The sequence below is a fragment of the Streptomyces sp. NPDC126510 genome (assembly GCF_040302345.1).
Classification (GTDB): Bacteria; Actinomycetota; Actinomycetes; order Streptomycetales; family Streptomycetaceae; genus Streptomyces.
The window spans coordinates 1-22,123 of the sequence record NZ_JBEORR010000026.1 but is presented as its reverse complement, the minus strand read 5'-3'; the positions used below and the strand labels follow the sequence as shown (position 1 = coordinate 22,123).

The 22,123-nt window shown below is 72.6% G+C and carries 24 protein-coding genes; 7 read left to right on the top strand and 17 right to left on the bottom strand.

Annotated features, from left to right (window positions below):
• The first annotated feature begins 74 nt into the window (after window positions 1-74).
• Genes ABTX60_RS30910 through ABTX60_RS30900 form a run of 3 tightly spaced genes read left to right on the top strand, consistent with a single transcriptional unit; the run spans window position 75 to window position 2,210 of the window.
• Complete coding sequence (locus tag ABTX60_RS30910; protein ID WP_352100310.1) at window positions 75-995, top strand: ABC transporter ATP-binding protein; 921 nt, start codon at window positions 75-77, stop codon at window positions 993-995.
• Window positions 996-997: 2 nt separating this feature from the next.
• Window positions 998-1,723: an ABC transporter permease gene (locus ABTX60_RS30905; protein WP_352100309.1), complete on the top strand. Its 726-nt coding sequence runs from the start codon at window positions 998-1,000 to the stop codon at window positions 1,721-1,723.
• Window positions 1,724-1,778: 55 nt separating this feature from the next.
• Entirely contained in the window at window positions 1,779-2,210 is a 432-nt protein-coding gene (locus ABTX60_RS30900) for a hypothetical protein (RefSeq protein WP_352100308.1), read from the top strand.
• Window positions 2,211-2,214: 4 nt separating this feature from the next.
• Here the strand turns inward: ABTX60_RS30900 and mug are convergent, their stop codons facing one another.
• From mug to ABTX60_RS30860, 8 genes are all read right to left on the bottom strand, one after another.
• Window positions 2,215-2,760 carry a G/U mismatch-specific DNA glycosylase gene (mug, locus tag ABTX60_RS30895; RefSeq protein ID WP_352100307.1) on the bottom strand — a complete coding sequence of 182 codons (546 nt, stop codon included), beginning with the start codon at window positions 2,758-2,760 and terminating at the stop codon, window positions 2,215-2,217.
• Window positions 2,761-2,773: 13 nt separating this feature from the next.
• Window positions 2,774-4,216, bottom strand: coding sequence for an adenylosuccinate lyase (gene purB / locus ABTX60_RS30890; RefSeq protein WP_352100306.1), 1,443 nt, complete (start codon window positions 4,214-4,216; stop codon window positions 2,774-2,776).
• Window positions 4,217-4,308: 92 nt separating this feature from the next.
• Window positions 4,309-5,088 (bottom strand): SGNH/GDSL hydrolase family protein, encoded by a 780-nt coding sequence (locus tag ABTX60_RS30885; RefSeq protein WP_352100305.1) that lies wholly within the window; start codon window positions 5,086-5,088, stop codon window positions 4,309-4,311.
• Window positions 5,089-5,152: 64 nt separating this feature from the next.
• Window positions 5,153-6,166, bottom strand: coding sequence for a hemolysin family protein (locus ABTX60_RS30880; RefSeq protein WP_352100304.1), 1,014 nt, complete (start codon window positions 6,164-6,166; stop codon window positions 5,153-5,155).
• Window positions 6,163-7,503: a hemolysin family protein gene (locus ABTX60_RS30875; protein ID WP_352100303.1), complete on the bottom strand. Its 1,341-nt coding sequence runs from the start codon at window positions 7,501-7,503 to the stop codon at window positions 6,163-6,165. The genes ABTX60_RS30880 and ABTX60_RS30875 overlap by 4 nt, the downstream gene beginning before the upstream one ends.
• 176 nt (window positions 7,504-7,679) lie before the next feature.
• The gene (locus ABTX60_RS30870; protein WP_352100302.1) at window positions 7,680-8,105 is read right to left on the bottom strand and encodes a GNAT family N-acetyltransferase; all 426 of its coding nucleotides are present in this window, start codon (window positions 8,103-8,105) and stop codon (window positions 7,680-7,682) included.
• Between the two features lie 55 nt (window positions 8,106-8,160).
• Complete coding sequence (locus ABTX60_RS30865) at window positions 8,161-10,728, bottom strand: ABC transporter permease (protein WP_352100301.1); 2,568 nt, start codon at window positions 10,726-10,728, stop codon at window positions 8,161-8,163.
• Window positions 10,729-10,732: 4 nt separating this feature from the next.
• The gene (locus ABTX60_RS30860) at window positions 10,733-11,554 is read right to left on the bottom strand and encodes an ABC transporter ATP-binding protein (protein ID WP_352100300.1); all 822 of its coding nucleotides are present in this window, start codon (window positions 11,552-11,554) and stop codon (window positions 10,733-10,735) included.
• 133 nt (window positions 11,555-11,687) lie between these two features.
• Between ABTX60_RS30860 and ABTX60_RS30855 the strand changes: the two genes are divergently transcribed.
• Both ABTX60_RS30855 and ABTX60_RS30850 read left to right on the top strand, forming a co-directional pair.
• Entirely contained in the window at window positions 11,688-11,963 is a 276-nt protein-coding gene (locus tag ABTX60_RS30855) for a toxin-antitoxin system HicB family antitoxin (protein WP_352100299.1), read from the top strand.
• Between the two features lie 4 nt (window positions 11,964-11,967).
• Window positions 11,968-12,342, top strand: coding sequence for a fic family toxin-antitoxin system, toxin component (locus tag ABTX60_RS30850; RefSeq protein ID WP_352100298.1), 375 nt, complete (start codon window positions 11,968-11,970; stop codon window positions 12,340-12,342).
• Here ABTX60_RS30850 and ABTX60_RS30845 read toward each other — a convergent pair whose 3' ends face one another.
• The 6 genes from ABTX60_RS30845 to bioB form a co-directional block, all read right to left on the bottom strand.
• The gene (locus ABTX60_RS30845; protein ID WP_352100297.1) at window positions 12,343-13,017 is read right to left on the bottom strand and encodes a class I SAM-dependent methyltransferase; all 675 of its coding nucleotides are present in this window, start codon (window positions 13,015-13,017) and stop codon (window positions 12,343-12,345) included. It lies immediately after the preceding gene.
• Between the two features lie 74 nt (window positions 13,018-13,091).
• The gene (locus ABTX60_RS30840; RefSeq protein ID WP_352100296.1) at window positions 13,092-14,027 is read right to left on the bottom strand and encodes an endonuclease/exonuclease/phosphatase family protein; all 936 of its coding nucleotides are present in this window, start codon (window positions 14,025-14,027) and stop codon (window positions 13,092-13,094) included.
• A 1-nt stretch (window position 14,028) separates the two neighbouring features.
• On the bottom strand, window positions 14,029-14,886 hold the full coding sequence (bla, locus tag ABTX60_RS30835) for a class A beta-lactamase (protein WP_352100394.1): 858 nt from the start codon (window positions 14,884-14,886) through the stop codon (window positions 14,029-14,031).
• A 129-nt stretch (window positions 14,887-15,015) separates the two neighbouring features.
• The gene (gene bioD / locus ABTX60_RS30830; RefSeq protein WP_352100295.1) at window positions 15,016-15,741 is read right to left on the bottom strand and encodes a dethiobiotin synthase; all 726 of its coding nucleotides are present in this window, start codon (window positions 15,739-15,741) and stop codon (window positions 15,016-15,018) included.
• A 1-nt stretch (window position 15,742) separates the two neighbouring features.
• Window positions 15,743-17,059, bottom strand: a complete 1,317-nt coding sequence (locus tag ABTX60_RS30825) for an adenosylmethionine--8-amino-7-oxononanoate transaminase (protein WP_352100294.1) — start codon at window positions 17,057-17,059, stop codon at window positions 15,743-15,745.
• Entirely contained in the window at window positions 17,052-18,224 is a 1,173-nt protein-coding gene (gene bioB / locus ABTX60_RS30820; RefSeq protein ID WP_352100293.1) for a biotin synthase BioB, read from the bottom strand. The genes ABTX60_RS30825 and bioB overlap by 8 nt, the downstream gene beginning before the upstream one ends.
• 150 nt (window positions 18,225-18,374) lie before the next feature.
• Between bioB and ABTX60_RS30815 the strand changes: the two genes are divergently transcribed.
• Entirely contained in the window at window positions 18,375-19,502 is a 1,128-nt protein-coding gene (locus ABTX60_RS30815) for an 8-amino-7-oxononanoate synthase (protein ID WP_352100292.1), read from the top strand.
• 63 nt (window positions 19,503-19,565) lie between these two features.
• On the opposite strand, the gene ABTX60_RS30810 is transcribed toward ABTX60_RS30815, so the two are convergent.
• Together ABTX60_RS30810 and ABTX60_RS30805 are read right to left on the bottom strand one after the other, a co-directional pair.
• Window positions 19,566-19,796 carry a DUF397 domain-containing protein gene (locus ABTX60_RS30810; protein ID WP_352100291.1) on the bottom strand — a complete coding sequence of 77 codons (231 nt, stop codon included), beginning with the start codon at window positions 19,794-19,796 and terminating at the stop codon, window positions 19,566-19,568.
• A gap of 9 nt (window positions 19,797-19,805) precedes the next feature.
• Window positions 19,806-20,666 (bottom strand): helix-turn-helix domain-containing protein, encoded by an 861-nt coding sequence (locus ABTX60_RS30805; protein ID WP_352100290.1) that lies wholly within the window; start codon window positions 20,664-20,666, stop codon window positions 19,806-19,808.
• 213 nt (window positions 20,667-20,879) lie between these two features.
• Here ABTX60_RS30805 and ABTX60_RS30800 point away from each other — a divergent pair, with 213 nt between their 5' ends.
• On the top strand, window positions 20,880-21,338 hold the full coding sequence (locus tag ABTX60_RS30800; RefSeq protein WP_352100289.1) for an ATP-binding protein: 459 nt from the start codon (window positions 20,880-20,882) through the stop codon (window positions 21,336-21,338).
• Between the two features lie 155 nt (window positions 21,339-21,493).
• Here the strand turns inward: ABTX60_RS30800 and ABTX60_RS30795 are convergent, their stop codons facing one another.
• A complete protein-coding gene (locus ABTX60_RS30795; RefSeq protein ID WP_502992435.1) occupies window positions 21,494-22,054 on the bottom strand; it encodes a DUF6328 family protein in 561 nt (186 codons plus the stop codon).
• Between the last annotated feature and the right edge of the window lie 69 nt (window positions 22,055-22,123).

Below are 22,123 nucleotides of genomic sequence, written 5' to 3'. Positions count from 1 at the left end.
CTCCCCCACAGGGGGGAGACGATCTCCACCGCCGGGGGAGGACCGCACCCCGGTCCGGCCGCGAGGCTGCTGCCATGACCAGCATCGACGTGCAGGACCTCACCAAGGAGTTCGGCGACCGGCGAGCCGTGGACCGGCTCACGTTCCGTGTGCTGCCCGGCCGCGTCACCGGCTTCCTCGGCCCGAACGGCGCGGGGAAATCCACCACCATGCGGCTGGTGCTCGGCCTCGACCGGCCGACCGCCGGGTCCGCCACGGTCGGCGGCCGGCCCTACCCGGCGCTCCGCGAACCCCTGCGCCACGTGGGCGCCCTGCTCGACGCGCAGGCCGCGCACGGCTCCCGCACCGCCCGCGACCATCTCCGCGTCCTGGCGGCGAGCAACCGCATCCCGGACGCGCGGGTCGACGAGGTCCTGGAGGAGGCGGGCCTGGCGTCGGTGGCCCGGCGCCGGGTACGGACGTACTCGCTGGGCATGCGCCAGCGGCTCGGCATCGCCGCCGCCCTGCTGGGCGATCCCGAGGTAGTCATGCTGGACGAGCCGTCCAACGGCCTCGACCCCGAAGGCATCGTGTGGATACGGCGGTTGCTGCGCCGCCTCGCGGGAGAGGGCCGCACGGTCCTGGTCTCCAGCCACCTGATGAACGAGACCGCCTCCTTCGCCGACCACCTGGTCGTCCTCGGCCGGGGCCGGCTCCTCGCCGACACCCCGATGCGGGACTTCATCCACGCACGCGTGCAGCCCCGCGTCCGCATCCGCACGACCGACCCAGGCGCCCTCACGACGGCCCTCGCCCGGCACGGCCACGCCGCCGAGGAACACGCCGACGGGTACTGGACCGTGTGCGACGCGCGCGTGGACGACATCGGCCGCATCACCTCGGCCTCGGGTGTGCCGGTCCTGGAACTGGCCGCCGAGGAGGGCACCTTGGAGCAGGCCTACTTCGACCTCACCGGGGCCGAGGCCGAGTTCACCGCACAGCCCCAGGAGGCCTGACCATGGAATTCACGCCCGTACTGCGCTCCGAGTGGCTGAAGGTCCGCACGCTGCGCTCGCTCCCCGGAGCACTGCTGGCCCTGCTCGCCGTGACCACGGCGTTCTCCGCGATCGCCGGAGCCTCCGATGCCTCGGACCCGGGGTTCGATCCGCTGTTCACGGCCCTGTCCGGCGTCATTCCGGGCCAGATCGCGGTCATCACCTTCGGTGCCGTGGCCGTGTCGTCGGAGTTCCATCAGGGCGCGTTGCGGCTCTCCCTGGCCGCGGTGCCGCGGCGCGGCCGGTGGTTCGCGGCCAAGGCGGCCGTCGTCGCCCTGCCGGCGCTCCTGGTGGGGCTGGTCACGGCCCTCTCCGCCCTCCTCGCCGGACGGGCGGGGCTCGGCGCGGCGGCCGACGGGCTCAGCGCCGGCGAGCAGGTGCGCGGTGTCGTGGGCTGTGGTGTCTACCTGATGCTGATGGCCCTGTTCGCCGCGGGGATCGCCGCCCTGCTCCGCAGTGGCGTGGCCACCCTCTCCCTGCTGGTGCCGTTCATCCTCGTCGTGTCGTTCGTGATCGGCGACGCGACGGGCACCGTCGCCGACTTCCTGCCCGACAAGGCCGGGCAGTTGGTCCTCCGGGAGACGTACGACGGCACCCTCGGCCCCTGGTCGGGGCTCGCGGTGACCGCGCTCTGGACGGCCGCCGCCCTGCTGGCGGGCGCCTGGAGCCTACGGCGCAGGGACGCCTGACGGCGGGCCGGTTGATGCCCCGCCAAGTGTCAGTGGCGGCGGGTTTACTGGACCCATGAACATCGCACAGCACATCGCCCTCATCGACGAGCTGTGCTACCGCCCCTATCCGGCGGAGCACGGCCCGTCGGACGTCGGTGTCTCGGGCCCCGGTCACCACCTCGCGGTGTTAGAGGCCGGGACCGGCGGCGACCCGGGGGCCCGGGCGGTGACGATCGACCAGTTCGAGAAGGACCGGGACGCCGTCTACGAACTCCTCGCCTCCCGCTGGGGCGACGCGGACCCCTACAACCTGCAGACCGTGCTGCTGCGCACCGAGCGGGAGGACATACCCCGGCCGTGGGCCGAGTTGAGCGCGCGGGCCGGCGTCGCCCACCTGTGGGAGGTGGAGGGCACGGGCCGCTGGGTCGCCGTGGCGGTCGCGGACCGGGACGCCTCGCGGGAGGTCCAGCTGCTGGCCCTGGTCACGGAGACGGACCCGCCGTAGCGGATCAGTCCCCGGCGGCCTCCCGCAGCCGGCCGAACTCCTCGGCCATGGTGTCGACCGTCCAGTGCGCGTTCAGCCCGCTCGGATTGGGCAGCACCCACACGCGCGTTTCACCGATCGTCCGAGCCTGCGGCCCCACTCGCGCCTTGCGGTCGTCGAACGCGGCGCGGTACGCGGTCACGCCGACCACGGCCAGCCAGCGCGGCCGCAGCCGTGCCACCTTCGCCGCGAGCAGCCGCCCGCCCTCCCGGTACTCCTCGGCGCTCAGCTCGTCCGCCCGCGCGGAGGCCCGCGCCACGACATTGGTGATGCCGAGCCCGTACGACAGCAACTCCTGCTGCTCGGAAGGCTTCAGCAGCCTCGGTGTGAAACCGGACCGGTGGAGCACCGGCCAGAAGCGGTTGCCCGGCCGGGCGAAGTGATGGCCCGTCGCGGCCGTCATCAGGCCGGGGTTGATACCGCAGAAGAGGACGTGCAGGCCCTCCGCGACCACGTCGGGCACGACGCGGTCGCGGGCGGCCTGAAGCTCCTCGGGCGTGAAACGCGCCATCGCGAGCGGCGCGTCAGAGGATCGCGCCGGGCGTGTAGCCCGCGGCCTGGGGGTGCTGCTTCACGATCTCCTCGACCCGGGCGACGACGGCGGCGACCTGGTCGCCCGCGGCACCGGTGAAGGACAGCTTGTCGGCCATCAGCGCGTCCAGCTGGTCCCGGTCCAGCGGAATGCGCGTATCGGCGGCCAGCTTGTCGAGCAGCTCGTTGCGCTCGGCGCCCTGCTCACGCATGGCGAGCGCGGAGGCGACGGCGTTCTCCTTGATCGCCTCGTGCGCGAGCTCCCGGCCCACGCCCGCGCGCACGGCGCCCATGAGCACCTTGGTGGTGGCGAGGAACGGCAGGTAGCGGTCCAGCTCACGGGCGACGACCGCCGGGAACGCGCCGAACTCGTCGAGCACCGTCAGGAACGTCTCCAGCAGACCGTCCAGCGCGAAGAACGCGTCCGGCAGGGCGACCCGGCGCACCACGGAGCAGGACACGTCGCCCTCGTTCCACTGGTCGCCCGCCAGCTCGCCGGTCATCGAGGCGTAACCGCGCAGGATCACCATCAGGCCGTTGACACGCTCGCAGGAGCGGGTGTTCATCTTGTGCGGCATCGCCGAGGAGCCGACCTGGCCGGGCTTGAAGCCCTCGGTGACCAGCTCGTGCCCCGCCATCAGCCGGATCGTCTTGGCCAGTGACGACGGGGCCGCCGCCAGCTGCACCAGCGCGGTGACGACCTCGTAGTCCAGCGAGCGCGGGTAGACCTGGCCGACCGAGGTGAAGGCCTGCGAGAAGCCAAGGTGCGTGGCGATCCGCTGTTCCAGGTCCGCGAGCTTCGCGGCGTCCCCGCCCAGCAGGTCCAGCATGTCCTGGGCGGTGCCGACCGGGCCCTTGATGCCGCGCAGCGGGTAGCGGCTCAGCAGCTCCTCGATACGGGCGTGGGCGACGAGCAGCTCGTCGGTGGCGGTGGCGAAGCGCTTGCCGAGGGTGGTGGCCTGGGCGGCGACGTTGTGCGAGCGGCCGGCCATGACCAGCTCGCCGTACTCGCCGGCCAGCTTGCCGAGACGGGCGAGGACGGCGACCGCGCGGTCGCGGACCAGCTCCAGCGACAGGCGGATCTGCAGCTGCTCGACGTTCTCGGTGAGGTCGCGGGACGTCATGCCCTTGTGCACGTGCTCGTGCCCGGCGAGGTCGTTGAACTCCTCGATCCGCGCCTTCACGTCGTGCCGCGTGACCTTCTCGCGCTCGGCGATGGAGGCCAGGTCGACGGTGTCGAGGACGCGCTCGTAGTCGGCGAGCGCCGCGTCCGGCACCTCGATGCCGAGGTCCTTCTGGGCCCGCAGCACGGCGAGCCAGAGCTGCCGCTCCAGCTTCACCTTCTGCTCGGGCGACCAGAGCGTGGCGAGCTCGGCGGAGGCGTAGCGTCCGGCGAGGACGTTCGGGATGCGGGGCTTGGCGGGCGCAGAAGTCACGTGTACGGATTCTACTGGCGATTCCTGCAGGCCAGCGCCGCGGGTGTCTTTGTCGGAACCTACGAGAGCGTCCAGGGCGCATCCACCTGCGGCTACGCCGGGTCCTGGTACGGCAGCAGCTCCGGCCGCTTCGGGGGCAGTCCGTCACCCGACGAGCGGCCCGTCAGGCGGCGGCCTATCCACGGGAGCAGGTGCTGCCGGGCGAACCGCGCGTCCGCCACGCGCCGCATGGCCCAGCCCGGCGGCAGCGTCGCCGGCATCGGCGTGTGCCACTCGGCGTCCTCGGGGTCGTGGCCCAGCGTCTGCCAGACCGCCTCCGCGACCCGGCGGTGGCCCTCGGCCGTCAGATGCAGCCGGTCCACGTCCCACATCCGCGGATCGCTCAGGGAGGGCGCGCCGTACAGGTCGACGACGAGTGCGCCGTGCCGGGCGGCCAGCTCGTCGATGCAGGCGAACAGCTCCTCCATGCGGGGCCGGAACCGCGCCTGGACCGGGCCCTGCCGCGCCGGGCTGCGCATCAGGACGAGCTGCCGGCACGCGGGGGCCAGCTTCTCCACGGCCTCCTCCAGGAGCCCGCGGACGCGGCCCATGTCGCACTTGGGCCGCAGTGTGTCGTTGAGCCCGCCGACCAGGGTGATCACGTCGGCTCCCATGGCCGCCGCGACGTCGACCTGTTCGTCGACGATCTGCTGGATCAGCTTGCCGCGCACCGCGAGGTTGGCGTACCGGAAGCCGGGCGTACGGGCCGCCATCCGGGTGGCGAGCAGGTCGGCCCAGCCTCGGTAGGTGCCGTCGGGCATCAGGTCCGACATGCCCTCGGTGAAGGAGTCGCCGAGGGCGACCAGGCTGCTGTGGGTGGGGTTCGTCTGCATGGCGACGGAAATGGTATCCCGTGCACATACCCAGCAGTCGGTCGGGCCCTCCGCACCCGCCTCCTCAGGCGCGCTGACCGAACAGCTCCCGCAGGACGTCCTCCATGGTCACCAGTCCGGCCAGCCGTCCGTCCGCCCCGAGGACCGCCGCGAGATGCGTACGGCTGCCCCGCATGGCCGTGAGGACGTCGTCCAGCGGCGTGTGCTCCCGCACGCGGGCGATGGGGCGCATGTCCCGCAGGCGGAAGGGCACGTCACGCCCGAGGGCGTCCAGCGCGTCCTTCACATGCAGATAGCCGACGATCCGCCGCCCCTCGTCCACCACGGGGAAGCGGGAGAACCCGGACTCCGCCGACAGCCGCTCCAGCTCCTCCGGGGTGACACCCACACTCGCGTACACCACGCGTTCCAGCGGCAGCACCACGTCCCGCACCGGGCGGCGGCCCAGTTCCAGCGCGTCGCGCAGCCGCTCCTGGGCACGGTCGTCGATCAGGCCGGCCTCGCTGGAGTCCTTCACGATCTGCGCTATCTCCGCGTCCGAGTAGGAGGCGGCGACCTCCTCCCGGGCCTCCACCCGCAGCAGCTTCAGCAGCGTGTTGGCGAAGGCGTTCACCGTGAAGATCACAGGGCGCAGGGCGCGGGACAGCGCGACCAGGGGCGGTCCGAGCGCCAGCGCGCTGCGCACCGGCTCGGCGAGCGCGATGTTCTTCGGCACCATCTCACCGAGCAGCATGTGCAGGTAGGTGGCGAGGGACAGCGCGATCACGAAGGACACCGCGTGCCCCGCGCCCTCGGGCACGCCCACCGCGTGGAACACCGGCTCCAGCAGATGCGCGATCGCGGGCTCGGCCACCACGCCCAGCACCAGCGTGCACAGCGTGATGCCGAGCTGGGCGGCCGCCATCAGCGCGGACACGTGCTCCAGGCCCCACAGAACGCTCTTCGCGCGCCGGTCGCCCTGGTCGGCGTAGGGCTCGATCTGGCTGCGGCGTACGGAGATCAAAGCGAACTCGGCACCGACGAAGAAGGCGTTGACGACGAGTGTCGCCAGTCCGATCAGCAGCTGGACGGCGGTCACAGCTCCACCCCCTTCTCGTCGGGCTTGTGGTCGTCGAGGGGGGCGCGCAGCCGGACGCGGGCCGCCCGGCGTCCCGTCGCGTCCAGGACCTCCAGGTGCCAGCCGGCGACCTCGAGGGTGTCACCGGCGGCCGGTATCCGGCCGAGCACTGTCGCCACCAGCCCGGCGAGCGTCTCGTAGGGCCCCTCCGGCGCGCGCAGCCCGACCCGTTCCAGGTGGTCCACGCGGGCCGAGCCGTCCGCCGAGTACAGCGCGTGACCGGACTCGTCGGTGCCGGCCGCGGCCAGGTCGGGCGTCTCGTGCGGGTCGTGCTCGTCGTGCACCTCGCCGACGACCTCCTCGACGATGTCCTCCAGCGTGGCCACGCCCGCCGTGCCGCCGTACTCGTCGATGACGACGGCCATGGTGCGCTTGCCGGAGAGCCGGTCCAGGAGCCGGTCGACGGTGAGGCTCTCCGGGACCAGCAGGGGTTCGCGCATCAGCTCGGAGACGTAGATCCGGGTCCGGCGCTCGGCCGGTACCGCCAGCACGTCCTTGACGTGGGCCGTCCCGACGACCGAGTCGAGGGTTCCGCGGTAGACCGGGAACCGGGACAGGCCGGTCGCCCGGGTCGCGTTGGCGACGTCCTCCAGGGTGGCCTGCACCTCCAGCGCGACGACCTGCACCCGGGGCGTCATCACGTTCTCCGCGGTCAGGTCGGCGAGGTTCAGCGTGCGCACGAACAGCTCGGCGGTGTCGGCCTCCAGGGCGCCCTCCTTGGCGGAGTGCCGGGCGAGGGCGGCCAGCTCCTGCGGCCCGCGCGCCGAGGCGAGCTCCTCGGCGGGCTCGACACCGATCCGCCGTACGACCCGGTTCGCCGTGTTGTTGAGGTGGGTGATGAACGGCCGGAACGCGGCGCTGAACCAGCGCTGGGCGTTGCCCACGGTCTTGGCGACGGCCAGCGGCGAGGAGATCGCCCAGTTCTTGGGCACCAGCTCGCCGACGACCATCAGGAACACCGTGGACAAGGCGGTGCCGATCACCAGCGCGATGCTGTGCGACGCCGAGCGCGAGACGCCGAGGTCCTCCAGCGGCCCGGCGATCAGGGCGGCGATCGACGGCTCGGCGAGCATGCCGACCACCAGGTTCGTGACGGTGATGCCGAGCTGCGCCCCGGAGAGCTGGAACGTCAGACTCCGTACGGCCTTCAGCGCTCCCTGCGCACCCCGCTCGCCGCGCTCGGCGGCCCGCTCCAGCTCGGCGCGCTCGACCGTGGTGAGGGAGAACTCGGCTGCCACGAAGGCGCCGCAGGCCAGCGAGAGCGCGATCGCCGCCAGGAGGAGGAGCACTTCGGTCATCGGTTCACCCCCGTTCCATGGTTCTCCAGGACGGGGCGGAACGCGCGGTGTCGCGCACGGGGAGGCTCGCCCATGGGCGGAGGCTCACAACCTTTCATGCCGGACCGAGTGGCCATTCAAGAGTAAAGGATGGGCAAAGTCCGCCTCCGGCTGCGATCACGGCCTCGCGGCCGCGCCTACCCGGTGAGCGGCTTCACCCAGCGTCGCCACTGCTCCTCTGCCCCGTATCCGGCGGCACCCCACGTCCGGTGCGCGATCTCGTTGCGCGTGAGCACCATCGCGTCCGCGCGGCGCCCGCCGAGCCGTACGAAGCGCTCCTCCGCGGCGGCGAGCAGCGCGGTCGCGACGCCCTGGCGGCGGTGGTCCGGGTGCACGGCCAGCCGGTACAGATGGCAGCGCCAGCCGTCGAACCCGGCGATCACCGTGCCCGCCAGTTCGCCCCCGCGGTCGGCCAGGATCAGCGCCTCGGGATCACGGGCGACGAGCCGCTCCACCCCACCGCGGTCGTCGCTGATGCTCGTGCCCTCGGCGGCCACTTTCCAGAAGGCCAGCACGGCGTCGAGGTCCTCGGGCGTCGCGGCCCGGATACGCAAGTCGGTCATCCCAAGATCACATCACCCACGCCGACCGGCGGGAGACCGTTTCAGCATGCGGACGTCACTCGTGGGCGATGGCCGCGAGGACGTTCATGCGGGACGCACGCAACGCCGGCAGCAGCGCCGCCACGACCCCGACCACCGCCGAGCCGGCCACCACCAGCACGATCGTGAGCCACGGGATCGCCAGGGCCGTCATGCCCTGGAGCGCCAGCACCTCATGCATGCACACGCCCCACACCAGCCCCAGTGCGAGCCCGAGGACCGCGCCGAACACCGCGATCACCACCGACTCCAGCCGGATCATCCGCCGCAGCTGACGCCGGGCAAGCCCGATCGCCCGCAACAGACCGATCTCCCGGGTGCGTTCGACGACCGAGAGCGCCAGGGTGTTGACCACGCCCAGCACCGCGATGATGATCGCCAGCCCGAGCAGGGCGTACACGAGGTACAGCAGGACGGCGATCTGGTCATGGACCAGCTGCTTGTAGTCGGCCAGGTCCCGTACCTGCACCTGCGGGTAGGGATCCAGGGTCTTCTCCAGGTGCGCGCGCAGATCGTCGTCGCTCGTGCCTGCGGCGGCGTTGACGTACAGCGCGGAGTCCCGCCCGCCCGGCGCGTACCGCTCCAGGGTGTCCATCCCGAAGAACAGCCCGCCCTGGGTGCCGAACCCCTCGGCGGCGTCCTGGTCGGTGAGCGCGCCGACCGTCAGTTCGGCCGAGCGTCCGCCCGGGAAACGCACCGGGAGGACGCTGCCCACGCGGACGCCGTGGTCGCGTGCGAAGTCCCGGTCCATGGCCAGGTGCCCGCGTGCGAGCGCGGCCGCCGAGTCCCCTCGCGCGTAGGTGATGTCGGCGACCTCGTCCAGCCGCGGGTCGTAGCCCGCCGCCGTGGTCTCCACGCGGTCGCCGTCCGGGAGGCGCACCGCGACCGGTGTGAACCTCCCGCGCACGACCAGGCCCACGCCGTCGGTGCGGCGCACCTTGTCGGTGACCTCCTGCGGGAACGGCTGGAAGTTGGTGTTCTGCACGACGAAGTCGGCGCCGAGCGTCGTGTCGATCTGCCGGTCGAACGACGCGGTCATCGACTCGCTCGCCACCGACATCCCGCCGACCAGGGCGATGCCCACCATCAGGGCCGCCGCCGTGGCTCCGGTGCGGCGGGGGTTGCGCAGGGCGTTGCGCTGGCTCATCCGGCCGATCGGGCCGAACAGCGCGGGGAAGGCCGCGCCGAGCACCCGGATCACCGGGCGCACCAGCAGGGGCCCGGCGATGACCGTCGCGATCAGGGTGAGCACCACGCCGAGGCCGAGCAGGGACGCCGCCGACGACGTCTGCCGGGACACCGCGCAGCCCGCGAGGGCCGCCGCACCGGCCGCCCCGACGATCGCGCCCGCCACCGCACGCACCCGCAGCGGCCGGCCCACCCCGGCCACCTCGGCGTCCGAGAGCGCGGCCATCGGCGAGACGCCCGCGGCCCGCCGGGCCGGGAGGTACGCGGCGACGAAGGTGACGCCCAGCCCGACGACGTACGCCGCCACCGGGGTCGCCCAGCCGATCTGCATCTCGTCGGCGTCGATGTTCATGCCGAGCAGGCCCATCAGCCCGATCAGCCCGGCCGCCAGCCCGATGCCCGCGGCGAGTCCCAGCGTGGAGCCGACCAGCCCGAGCAGCAGCGCCTCGCTGAGCACCGAGGCGCGGACCTGGCGGCGGTCGGCGCCCAGCGCGCGCAGCAGGCCCAGCTCACGGGTGCGCTGGGCGATGAGCATGGAGAAGGTGTTGACGATCAGGAACACGCCGACCAGCACGGCGACGCCGGCGAAGCCGAGCATCACGTACTTGATGACGTCGAGGAACCCGCCCAGCTGCTCGACATCCGACTCGGCCTGTTCGCCGGCCGTCCTGAAGTCGTAGGTGTGCGCGCCGAGCGCGCCGGCAACGCGCTGTTTGAGCCGGTCGTCGCTCACGCCCTGCCCCGCGTCGACCGAGATGCTCGTGGCCGTGCCCGCCCGGCCCAGCAGCTTCGACTGGGCGGTGGGGGTGTCGAAGTAGAGCAGCGCGGAGCCGGGGTTCGTCGTCGTGAACGTGACGATGCCGACCACCCGGACCCGGAACGACCCGGGGGGAGCGATGACCGTGAGGGTGTCACCGATGTGCACGTTCCTGCGGCCGGCGGTCTCGGAGTCGAGCAGCGCCTGCGCGGGTCCGCGCGGGGCGTGGCCCGAGGTCAGTCGCACGGGGCTGCGTTCGTTCGGGTTCCAGGCGTAGCCGAGCGTCGGTGCCCCGGTGGTCGGGCCCACCGGTTCGTTCTCCTGGTTCACGACCGTGAGGCCGTTCACCTTCACGTCGGCGCGGGCCGCCGCGACCCCGTCGACCTGCCGGACCCGTTCGGCGAGCGCGGCGGGCAAGGTGGCCGTCCGGCCCGAGGGCAGCGCCTCGTCGAGGTCCTTCTTCGGGCTGACCGTGACATCGGCCGCGGTGGAGGCGAACAACCGGTCGAACGTGCGGCTGACGGTGTCCGAGAAGATCAGACTCCCCGTGACGAACGCGACGGACAGCAGGACGGCGAGCGCGGAGAGCAGCAGCCGCCCCTTGTGCGCCAGGAAGCTCCGCAGGGTCGCCTTGAGCACGGACTCAGTTCTCCTCGGGCGACACCGGGGCGCCGGCGTCCTCGGAGCGGGTGCGGATCACGTCGAACCTCTTCATCCGCTCCAGGACCGCCTCCGCCGTCGGGCGCCGCATCTCGTCGACGATCCGGCCGTCCCCCAGGAAGAGCACCAGGTCCGAGTGGGCGGCGGCGCCCGGGTCGTGGGTCACCATGACGACCGTCTGCCCGAGCTGGTCCACCGCCTCGCGCAGGAAACCGAGCACCTCGAGGCCGGCGCGCGAGTCGAGGTTGCCGGTCGGTTCGTCCGCGAAGATCAGCTCGGGCCGGGAGGCCAGCGCCCGCGCGCAGGCCACGCGCTGCTGCTGCCCGCCGGAGAGCTGCGAGGGCCGGTGCCCCAACCGGTCCCGCAGGCCCAGGGTGTCGATCACCCGGTCCAGCCACGTCCCGTCGGGCTTGCGGCCCGCGATGTCCATGGGCAGGGTGATGTTCTCCAGCGCGTTCAGGGTCGGGATGAGGTTGAACGACTGGAACATGAACCCGATCCGGTCCCGGCGCAGCCGCGTCAGCTCACGCTCCCTCAGCCCGGTGATCTCCGTGTCACCCAGCCACACCTGACCGGCCGAGACGGTGTCGAGCCCGGCCAGGCAGTGCATCAGCGTGGACTTACCGGAGCCCGACGGGCCCATCACCGCGGTGAACCGGCCCCGGACGACGTCCACGTCCACCGAGTCGAGCGCGAGCACGGCCGTCTCGCCCGCGCCGTACGCCTTGGTCAGACCGCGGGCGCGGGCCGCGATCCCGTCGGCCGGCGCGAGGCCGGGAGCGTGCTCCGCAGCAGGTGTGGACAAGGCCGCCTCCTTGGGTGGACGTCAGGACCCCCGACCCTGCCCGAGGGTAATGTGACCCGGCCCACACTCGGTATCCTCCGCGGGTCGGACACCGCCCTTGCCGGTGCTAGCACCTCGGCGCTAGCTTCGAGGTATGGCGAAGACCCAGCTGAACGTGCGCGTCGACGAGGGCACCGCCCGCGTCGCCCGTGAACGCGCCCTGGCCCGCGGGATGAGCGTCAACCGCTACATCGAGGAGCTGGTCAGACAGGACACCGGCGAGGTGGGTCACACCTTCGTGGAGGCCGCCGCGGACTTCATGAAGCAGTACGAGACCGTCTTCGCCGAGGAGTTCGACGGGGGTGCCCCCGCTCGAGCGAAGCCGAGAGCCGGGGAGGACGGCGAGGGCACGCGCGAAGGTCGCCACTGAACCGTTGGACAACCTCGAGATCGACCTCGCCTGGCTGCTGATGCTCGCCGAGCAGAAGACCCCCGGGGACCCCCAGGTCACCGACTGGGGAGCCCTCGTCGCCGCCGTCGCCCGCCACCGGGCCGCCGTGTTCGACGTCCCCGTCTACGACAGCCCGCACGCCCGCGCCGCCGCCCTGCTCCAGCTCCTGATCCACGTTCCCGCGCTGGAACGCTCCAACGCCCTGTTCGCCTCCGCCGTCGCCTACGCGTACCTCGTCGCCGGTGGTGTCAAGGTCGTCACCTCGCCCGAGCAGGTGCGCGACCTCGCCCAGTTGGTCAAGAGCGGCGAGGCCTCCGTACGGGACATCGAGCAGGAGCTGCGTCAGTGGAGCCTGTGATCACCCGCCGGCCGGGCGCCAGGCGGTCCCGAGTACGCAGTACGAGGTGGGCAGCTGCGGCCCCTCCGCCGGCATCAGCACCTGCCGGTAGGGGCCGAGTTCGAACCCGGCGTCCCGCAGCGCCCGCACCGGCTCCCGCGCCACATGGCAGCCCCCGCTCGGCACCGGCCACACCGTGCGGTCCAGCGCCTGCTGCGTGAAGGTCATCACCCGGCCACCACCCCGGCCGTGCTCGAAGAACCGCACCTCGCCGCCCGGCCGCAGCACCCGCCGCAGCTCCGCGAGCGCCCGCGGCACGTCCCGCACACTGCACAGCACCAGCGACACCACGGCCGCGTCGAAGCCCTCGCTCTTGACCGGCAGCGCCTCGGCCGCACCCGGCACCACGTCCACCGGCACCCCGGCCCGCAGAGCGGCCTCCACGGCCAGGTGCCGCAGCCGCCGCTCCGGTTCGATCGCGACGACCTCCGCTACGGTGCCCGGGTAGTGCGCGAAGTTCAGCCCGTTGCCCGCGCCGATCTCGATCACCCGTCCCGACAGCCCGTCGAGCAGTCTGCCGCGTAGCGGGCCCATGCCCATCCGGGTCTCGGCGGCCACGCTGATCCGGGCGTAGCAGCGGGCGAACAGCGGATGGTGCACGGCGTCCCGTGGCACCTTGCCGGAGCGGAGCGGCATGGGAACCTCCCTGACGAGGCCGGCCTTGCGCCTTACCGTGAGTGTCCCCCGGACGGGCCCGGCGCATCCCTGCCCTACCGCAGGAGTACGCGGCCCAGCACCGGAAGGTGGTCGCTCCCGGTCGCCTCCAGCGCCGACACCTCCGTCACCCTCACCCCCCGGCCCAGCACTTGGTCGATCCTCGCCACCGGCAGACCGGCCGGCCAGCTGAACGCGAAGCCCCCGGGCGGGGCGTGCAACCGGGAGGTGAGCGGGCCGAGCCCACGGTCGCGCACCGTGCCGTTGAGGTCACCCACCACCAGCAGCCGGCCGGCGGGGTCGGCGCCGATCCGGTCCCCGAGCAGGGCAGCGCTCTCGTCCCGGGCCGCCGAGGCGAGGCCCGTGAGGCCCAGCCGCACCGACGGCAGATGGACCACGTACACCGCGAACCTGCCGCCGGGTGCGGACACCGTGGCCCGCAGACCGCGCCGCCAGCTCTCGGGGAAGCCCTCTGGCCGGATGTCCACGGGCCGCACGTCCGACAGCGGATACGCCGACCAGAGCCCGACCGTGCCGTGGACCGCCCGATGCGGATGGGAGGCACCCAGGACGTTCTCGTACACGGGCCGTGCCGTTGGCGTGAGCTCCTGCACCGCCACCAGCCCCGCGCGGGTCGCGCGCAGGGCCCGGGCGGTGCCGGCGGGGTCGGTGTTGTCGTCGGCCACGTTGTGCTGGACGACGGTCAGGTCGTACGGGCCGGGGGTCCGGGAGAACCACATCCCGCCGAACATCCACAGCCACACGGCCAGGGGCGCCAGGCAGGCGAGAAGCCCCGCCCGTGACCGTCCGAGGAGGGCGAGGCAGCCGAGCACGGGCACGGCCGCCCCCAGCCACGGCAGGAACGTCTCCAGCTGGCTCCCCAGCCGCCCGACCCGGTTGGGCACGGCGGAGGGCAGGGCGAGCAGACCGGCGACCCCGAGGGCGCCGGTCGGCAGCCAGGGGTCCCAAGACGGCCTGCCGCCGGCGGCCACGCTAGGCGAGTTCCGCCGCCAGCAGTGCGGCGACGCCGGCCACCAGCGGGTTGTCGCCCTCGGCGTCCTCCTCCGGCTGCGTGGTCAGCACCGACATCACGATCGGCGGACCGTCCGGCGGCCAGGTGATGCCCACGTCGTTGTTGCTGCCGTACTGCCCGCCACCCGTCTTGTCGGCGAGCTGCCAGTCGGCCGGCAGACCCTTGCGGAACCTCTCCACGCTCGTGGTGTTGCGCAGCAGCCAGTCCGTGAGCCGGGCCCTGTCCCGGGGCTCGAGCACGTCGCCGAGCACCAGCCGGGCGTAGGTCAGCCCGATGGCGCGCGGGCTCGTCGTGTCGGTCACGCGCCACGGCTCCGCGGAGTTGAGCGCGGGCTCCCAGCGGTCCAGCCGGGTGACGCGGTCACCGGTCGAGCGGGCGAAGCGCGTGATCGCGGTCGGTCCGCCCAGCTCCTTCAGCAGCAGGTTGCCGGCGGTGTTGTCGCTGAAGCGGATGGTGGCGTCGCACAGTTCGCCGACGGTCATGCCGGTCGCGACGTAGTCCTTGGTGACGGGGGAGTGTTGCGACGCCTCGACGTAGGCCTGGGTGTAGTGGATGCGCCGGGCCAGGAACTCGCCGTCGCGGTCGAGGTCGCGCAGTACGGCCGCGGCGGCCAGTGTCTTGAACACCGAGGCCATCGGGAAGCGTTCGTCGGCCCGGTACGCCACCGTCCGGCCCGTGCGCATGTTGCGGGCGTACACGCCCAGCCGGGCGGTGTGCTCCCGCTCGAGTTCCCGTAACCGCGCGGTCGCCCCGCCGGTGGCGGTCGAGGCGTGTGCCGTGCCGCCGCCCAGCGCGAGAGCGGCGGCGGCCGTGCCCATCGTGAGGGCCGTGCGGCGGGACGGGTGTGATCCGTTCGTGTGCAAGGTGGTCCCTTCGGAGGCGATCACTTACGTGGTTAAACACGCGATCACATCCGTTTCGGTTTCACCTTCCTCCCGTCCCGTCCCTCAGAACGCCCCGGGCGCCTCCCGTACCCGGAACGCCTCCGCGTCCCAGGAACCGTCCAGCCCGGGCGCGAGCCAGTGCGGCGCTGCCGCCCGGAAGGCGGTGGGGGGCAGCGTGCCCGACCCCTCCGGGACGGAGCCCAGCAGCGGTGCTCCGGCCACGTCGGGCAGGTCCGCGAGATTGCAGCGCGCGGCGAGGTCCGGGGCCGCGGGCCAGCTCCCGATGACGATCCCGGCCAGGTCCTGCCCCCGGGAGCGCAGTTCACGCGCCGTCAGCTCCGTGGTGTTGAGGGTGCCGAGCCCCGCGGGCGCCACGACCAGCACCGGCGCCGACAGCAGCCGGGCCGCGTCCGCCAGGGTCCCTCCGGCCGCGTCGAACCGGACGAGCAGCCCGCCCGCCCCCTCGACCAGCACCAGGTCGTGCTCGGTGGCCAGCTTGGCGGCGGCCTCCGCGACCTCGTGCGGATGGACCGGGGCCCGGCCGGCCCGGCGCGCCGCCGTGGCCGGGGCCAGCGGCTCGGGATACCGGGCCAGTTCGGCCGTCGTCACCGGGCCCGCCAGGCGCGCCACCTCGGCGGCGTCCCCGGGCTCGTCCGGCCGTACGCCCGTCTGGGCGGCCTTCAGGACGGCCACCGAACGGCCCGCCGCCAGCGCCGTCGCGGCGACGGCGGCGGTCACGACCGTCTTGCCGACCTCCGTGCCCGTGCCCGTGATCACCAGTACCGGCATGTCAACCCTCCCGCGCCGCCGCGCACACGGCGCGCGCGATCCGCGCCAGGTCCGCGTCACCCGTCACGTACGGCGGCATGGTGTAGATCAGATCGCGGAACGGCCGCAGCCACACGCCTTCGCGCACGGCCGCCCGCGTCGCCGCCTCCATGTCCACGGCGTGGTCCAGCTGGACGACGCCGACGGCGCCGAGGACGCGTACGTCCTTCACGCCCGGCAGGTCCGCGGCGGCCGAGAGCCCGTCCCGCAGCCCCGTCTCGATCCGCTTGACCTCCGTGAGCCAGTCCTGGCCGAGCAGCAGCTCGATCGAGGCGCAGGCCACCGCCGCCGCCAGCGGGTTGCCCATGAACGTCGGCCCGTGCGCGAGCACCGGCACCTCACCCCGCGAGATGCCGTCGGCCACCCGCGCGGTGCACAGGGTCGCCGCCATGGTCAGGTAACCGCCGGTCAGAGCCTTGCCCACGCACATCACGTCCGGCGTGACGGCCGCGTGCTCCGCCGCGAACATCGCACCCGTACGGCCGAAGCCGGTCGCGATCTCGTCGAACACCAGCAGCACGTCGTGCGCGTCGCACGCCTCGCGCAGCACCCGCAGATAGGCGGGGGAGTGGAACCGCATCCCGCCCGCGCCCTGCACCACCGGCTCGACGATGACCGCCGCCAGTTCACCCGCGTGCCGCTCGATCAGCGATCGCAGCTGTTCGGCGTACGCCTCCTCGAACTCCGCCGGGGGCGGGTCGGCGAACACCTGACGCTGCAGCACCCCGGTCCACAGCTCGTGCATCCCGCCCTCGGGATCACACACCGACATCGGCTGCCAGGTGTCGCCGTGGTAGCCACCGCGCCAGGTCAGCAGCCGCTGCTTGCCGGGGCGGCCCAGGGAACGCCAGTACTGCAGGCACATCTTGACGGCGACCTCGACCGACACCGACCCGGAGTCGGCCAGGAAGACATGCTCGAGGCCCTCGGGCGACATGTCGACAAGGAGCTTCGCCAGCCGGACGGCGGGCTCGTGGGTGAGCCCGCCGAACATCACGTGGCTCATCCGCCCGAGCTGCTCACGGGCGGCCTCGTTGAGCACCGGGTGGTTGTAGCCGTGGATCGCCGACCACCAGGACGACATCCCGTCGACCAGCTCGCACGGACCGCCCGGCACTCCAGAGTCGCCCGGCACTCCCGAGCCGTCGGCGAGCCGCAGCCGCACCCCGCTCGCCGACTCCACGACGAGCGGTTCCTGCCGCCCGGGCATCGGGCCGTAGGGATGCCACACGTGCCGCCGGTCGAGCTCCAGCAGCTCGGAAACGGCCGGCTCAGGCATTGGGCGCGAGGTCCGTCCCGGCGCCCCGGCGGCGCACGGCGACCAGGTCGGTCCGGGCGTCGGTACCCGTGTGGGAGTCGGCGACCTGCGGCTCTTCGCCGGAGCCGCACGCCCCGCCACCGGAGCCGCACACCCCGCCCCCGTCGTGACAGCCGCCGGCGCCCCGGTGCTCGGGCAGCGTCACCTGGTCGGTGCCCTCCACCTCGAACCCTGCGTCCGCGATCATCTCCAGGTCGGCCTTGCCGGCCTGGCCCTCACTCGTGAGGTAGTCGCCGAGGAAGATCGAGTTGGCCAGGTGCAGGGCGAGCGGCTGCATCGTGCGCAGATGGACCTCGCGTCCGCCCGCGATCCGCACCTCGACGTCCGGGCAGACGAACCGCGTCATCGCCAGGATCCTGAGGCAGCGCTGCGGAGTCAGGTTCCACTCCTTGCCGAGCGGGGTGCCCTCGAACGGGATCAGGAAGTTGACCGGAACCGAGTCGGGGTCCAGCTCGCGCAGCGAGTAGACGACGTCCACCAGGTCCTCGTCCGTCTCGCCCATGCCGGCGATCAGCCCGGAGCAGGCGGACAGACCGGCCGCGTGCGCCTTCTGCACGGTGTCGACGCGGTCCTCGTAGGTGTGCGTGGTGGTGATCTCGCCGTACGTCGCCTCGGACGTGTTGAGGTTGTGGTTGTAGGCGTCGGCGCCGGCCTCACGCAGCCGCTCCGCCTGTCCGTCGGAGAGCAGCCCGAGGCAGGCGCACACCTCGACGCCCTCGTTGCTGTCCTTGATCGCCTTGATCGTCTCGGAGACCCGGTCCACGTCCTTGTCGGTCGGGCCGCGCCCGCTCGCCACCAGGCACACCCGCTTGGCCCCGCCGGCCACACCGGCCGCCGCCGCGTCGGACGCCTGGTCGGGCTTCAGCCAGGTGTACTTCAGGATCCCGGCCGTCGAGCCGAGCCGCTGCGAACAGTAGGAGCAGTCCTCGGGGCACAGGCCGGACTTGAGATTGACGAGATAGTTCAGTTTCACCCGTCGGCCGAACCAGTGCCGGCGCACCTTTCCGGCCGCGGCCACCACATCGAGCAGGTCGTCGTCGGACGTCGCGAGGACGGCCAGTGCCTCGTCGCGGGTCGGCAGCTCGCGCCGAAGCCCCTTGTCCACCAGCGTGTTCAGCAGGTCCATGGAAGCCGATCCTGTCCTAAGGAGGCGCCCGGGGCAAAGGAGAGTTCGCACAACAGAGTCGCTTCGAGGTGTGGGTATTGCCACACACTGACCTGCTGGTGGTCCCGCTAGTGTCTGTGCACTGCCTACAAATTCCCCGGAGGACCACCCATGGCGTTCGGCTGGATCGACGAGCAGGCGGAGCTGCGCGCCCGCGCCGGACTCGTACGGACTCTGCGCCCCCGTCCGGCCGATTCGCCGCTCCTCGACCTGGCGAGCAACGACTACCTCGGGCTGGCCCGCCACCCCGAGGTCACCGAGGGCGCCGCTCGGGCCGCGCGGGACTGGGGCGGCGGCTCGACCGGCTCCCGGCTCGTCACCGGCACCACCGAACTGCACGCCGAACTCGAGGGCGAACTGGCCGATTTCTGTGGTTTCGAGGCGGCCCTCGTCTTCTCCTCCGGCTACGCGGCCAACCTCGCCGCGGTCACCGCGCTGGCTCCGCACGGCTCCCTGATCGTGTCCGACGCGGGTAACCACGCCTCGCTCATCGACGGCTGCCGGCTGGCCCGCGGCACCACCCAGGTCGTGGCGCACGCCGAGCCGGACGCCGTACGCAAGGCGCTGGCGACCCACGAGGGCACGGCGATCGCCGTGTCCGACACGGTCTTCTCGGTCGACGGCGACGCGGCCCCCCTCACCGCGCTCGCCGCGGCCTGCCGGGAACAGGGCGCCGGGCTGGTCGTCGACGACGCCCACGGACTGGGCGTTCTCGGCGACGGCGGCCGCGGCGCCCCGCAGGCGGTGGGGCTCGCGGGCGCGGACGACGTCGTCGCGACGGTCACGCTGTCCAAGTCGCTCGGCAGCCAGGGCGGAGCCGTCCTCGGGCCCGCGCGGGTCGTCGACCACCTGGTCAACGCGGCCCGGACCTTCATCTTCGACACCGGACTCGCCCCCGCGGCGGCGGGAGCGGCCCTGGCCGCCCTGCGGCTGCTGCGACGCGAGCCGGAGCGGGCGGCACGGGCCCGCGCGGTGGCGGGCGAACTGCACGCACGCCTGACCGCCGCGGGTCTGGAAGCGGTCCGTCCGGACGCCGCGGTGGTCTCGGTGCGGGCGCCCTCTCCCGAGGACGCCGTGCGCTGGGCGGCCCAGTGCCGCGCGGCGGGCCTGGCCGTGGGGTGCTTCCGGCCGCCTTCCGTGCCGGACGGCATCTCACGGCTCAGGCTGACCGCACGCGCGGACCTGACCGGTCAGCAGATCGAACGCGCTGTACGGCTGATCGGCGAGACGCGGCCATGAGTCGGCGTGACACGGCCGTGCGTCGCACGATGACGGTCTGATCGAACGCGCCCGCCAGCGCGCCTACATACGGTCCACCCCGGCCGCGAAGGCCTCCCAGCTCCCCCGGGAGAAGAGCAGCGCGGGTCCGGCCGGGTCCTTGGAGTCGCGCACGGCGAGCAGTCCGGCCCAGGGCGGGGCATCCGGACACCCGGTCTCGACGCAGTTGTTCGCGCCGGTGCTGTAGCTGCTGCGCAACCACCGCACACCGTGCAGTTCGGTGCTTGAGGGGACGTGACGAGGCAGTGCACGCATGGTGCCTCCTTACGCGCCGGCGGCTGTCCCGGCGATGAAATCCAACGAGTCCTCGGGCGAAAGGGCGTGGATCTGAAGGGCGTTGAAGGCCTCCGTGTAGGCCTGGAGGTCTTCTTTCCGTTCGAGGTAGAGGCTACTCGTCAAGTGGTCGAGAACAACCACATCCAGATCAGAAGTGCTCGAAAATGACAAGATAACGAAAGGGCCGGTGACGCCGATGTGCGCTCCGGCGGCGAACGGCAGTACTTGCAGGCGCACTTGGGGCAGCCGGGCCGCCTCGACCAGTCGTTCCAGCTGGCGGGCCATGACCCCGGGTCCGCCCACCTCCCGTCGCAGCACCGCTTCGTCCAGGACGGCGCTCAGCTTCAGCGGGGGATCGGCGCGCAACACGTCCTGCCGGGCCAGCCGCACCTCGACCAGCGTGTCGAGCCGGTCCTCCGGGAGCCCCTCCACCGCGGCCCGTGTCACCGCACGCGCGTACTCGGGCGTCTGGAGCAGGCCCGGGACGACGGTGGTCTCCAGCGTGCGCATCGCACCGGCCTGGGACTCCAGGCTGATGAAGTCCCGGTACGTCGGCGGCAGCACCCCGCGGTAGGCATGCCACCAGTGGTGCCGGCCGCCGCTGTCCTCGGCACCCGCCAACACCATGAGCAGTTCGCGGAGTTGGGAGTCCGTCACACCGTAGGCGTCCAGAAGTAACCGCACATCGGCCGGTTTCACCCCGCTCGTGCCCGTCTCGATCCGGCTGACCTTGGACTGGTGCCAGCCCACCAGCCGGGCCGCCTCACCGCTCGTGAGCCCCGCCGAGGAGCGCAGCGCACGCAGTTCGGCGCCCAGTTTCCGGCGGCGCACCGCGGGACCGTGCTGCATGGGCTCCTCCTTACTCCTTCGGAGCCACCCAAATACGGTCTCGCGTCGCAGAGTTCACCGCTTTGAGCGACAGATATATGCATATCTTGGTGGATCGCCGACCTGGAGGGGTGTTCTGGTGGCACTCTGACGACGAAGCACCAGTCCGGGACCGTACTCGAACCATCCGCTCCGTGTCGGACTACGGTCCCGTGGGAAAGGGACGACGTCGCCATGGCAGACCATCTGGAAGCATCCGTCACTCTGCCGAGCGATCCCGCCTCGGTCTCCGCCGCGCGTGCCTATGTGGTGAGCACGCTGGCGGAGTGGGGTCTGCCGGCGGACACGGAGGAGTCCGACACCGTCCGGCTCATCATCTCGGAACTCGCCACCAACGCCGTCCAGCACACCTTCGGCCAGTCGCCCACCTTCACCGTGGACGTCGAGCTGGACCGCGACGAACGACTGCGCATCGGTGTCACGGACAGTCACCCGCGCTTCCCCAGACGCCTGCCCGCAGCCGTCCAGCAGGACAACGGCCGCGGCCTGGTCATCATCCGCTGGCTGACCGCCGAGTGCGGCGGCAGACTGCGCATCCGCCCGACCCGCGAGGGCGGCAAGACCATCTCGATCGAACTCCCGTGGGCCGTTCCGGTCCGGCCGGTGACGGCGGCGGGCCAGCAGGAGCCGTAGCCCGTCACCGCAGGACCTGGAACACCTGAAAGACCCGAAGCGCCTCCCCATCGGGTGCCCCGACGCACCCCGGCCCGCGCGACCCACATCCGGGCCACCCTCACGGCTCTACGCGGCCCGCTCCGCGCCTCGCGACCCGCTCGAGCACGTGGCCGTCACCGGTGCCGAGCCGACGCCTCCCGGTGTGCTGCCGCCCCTCGTAGCCCTGACGGCTGCCGGACAGTGCGCCACAGCGGTGCGGGGATCCTGATCCCGGCCCTCTCCGGCTCCTCCTCGGTGGGTTCCTCTGCCCCGTCCCGTTCCCCGCGCGGCCCCGCCCGTCGCACCAGCCGGGGGAGCACCCCCCACAGTCCGACGCAGACCAGGAAGGTCGCGGCGCCCGCGGCGATGCCACCGGCACGGCCCGTGGTCACGTCGACCACCAGCAGCACGGAACCGCTGAACGCGAGCACCAGCACGCTCAGGCCGGTCGTGGCCAGGCGCGAGGAGACCTGCACTATGCGGGGCTTGGCGCCCTGCTGGAAGAGGGAGCGGTGCAGCGCGGCCGGCGCGGTGAAGAGCGCGGCGGCCAGGACCGCCAGCAGCAGCGTGATGACGTAGGTGACGTGCTGGACCGTGTCGAGGTCCCCGAAGCGCGAGGTGAAGGCCAGCGACAGCAGGAAGGCGAAGAGGATCTGCACACCCGTCTGGGTGGAGCCGTGCACCGGCTCGAACATCGAGGGGAAGTCCCGCTCGGGGTTGAGGTTGGCCGCCGGGGCGATACCGATGGATCCGGCGACGGCGGC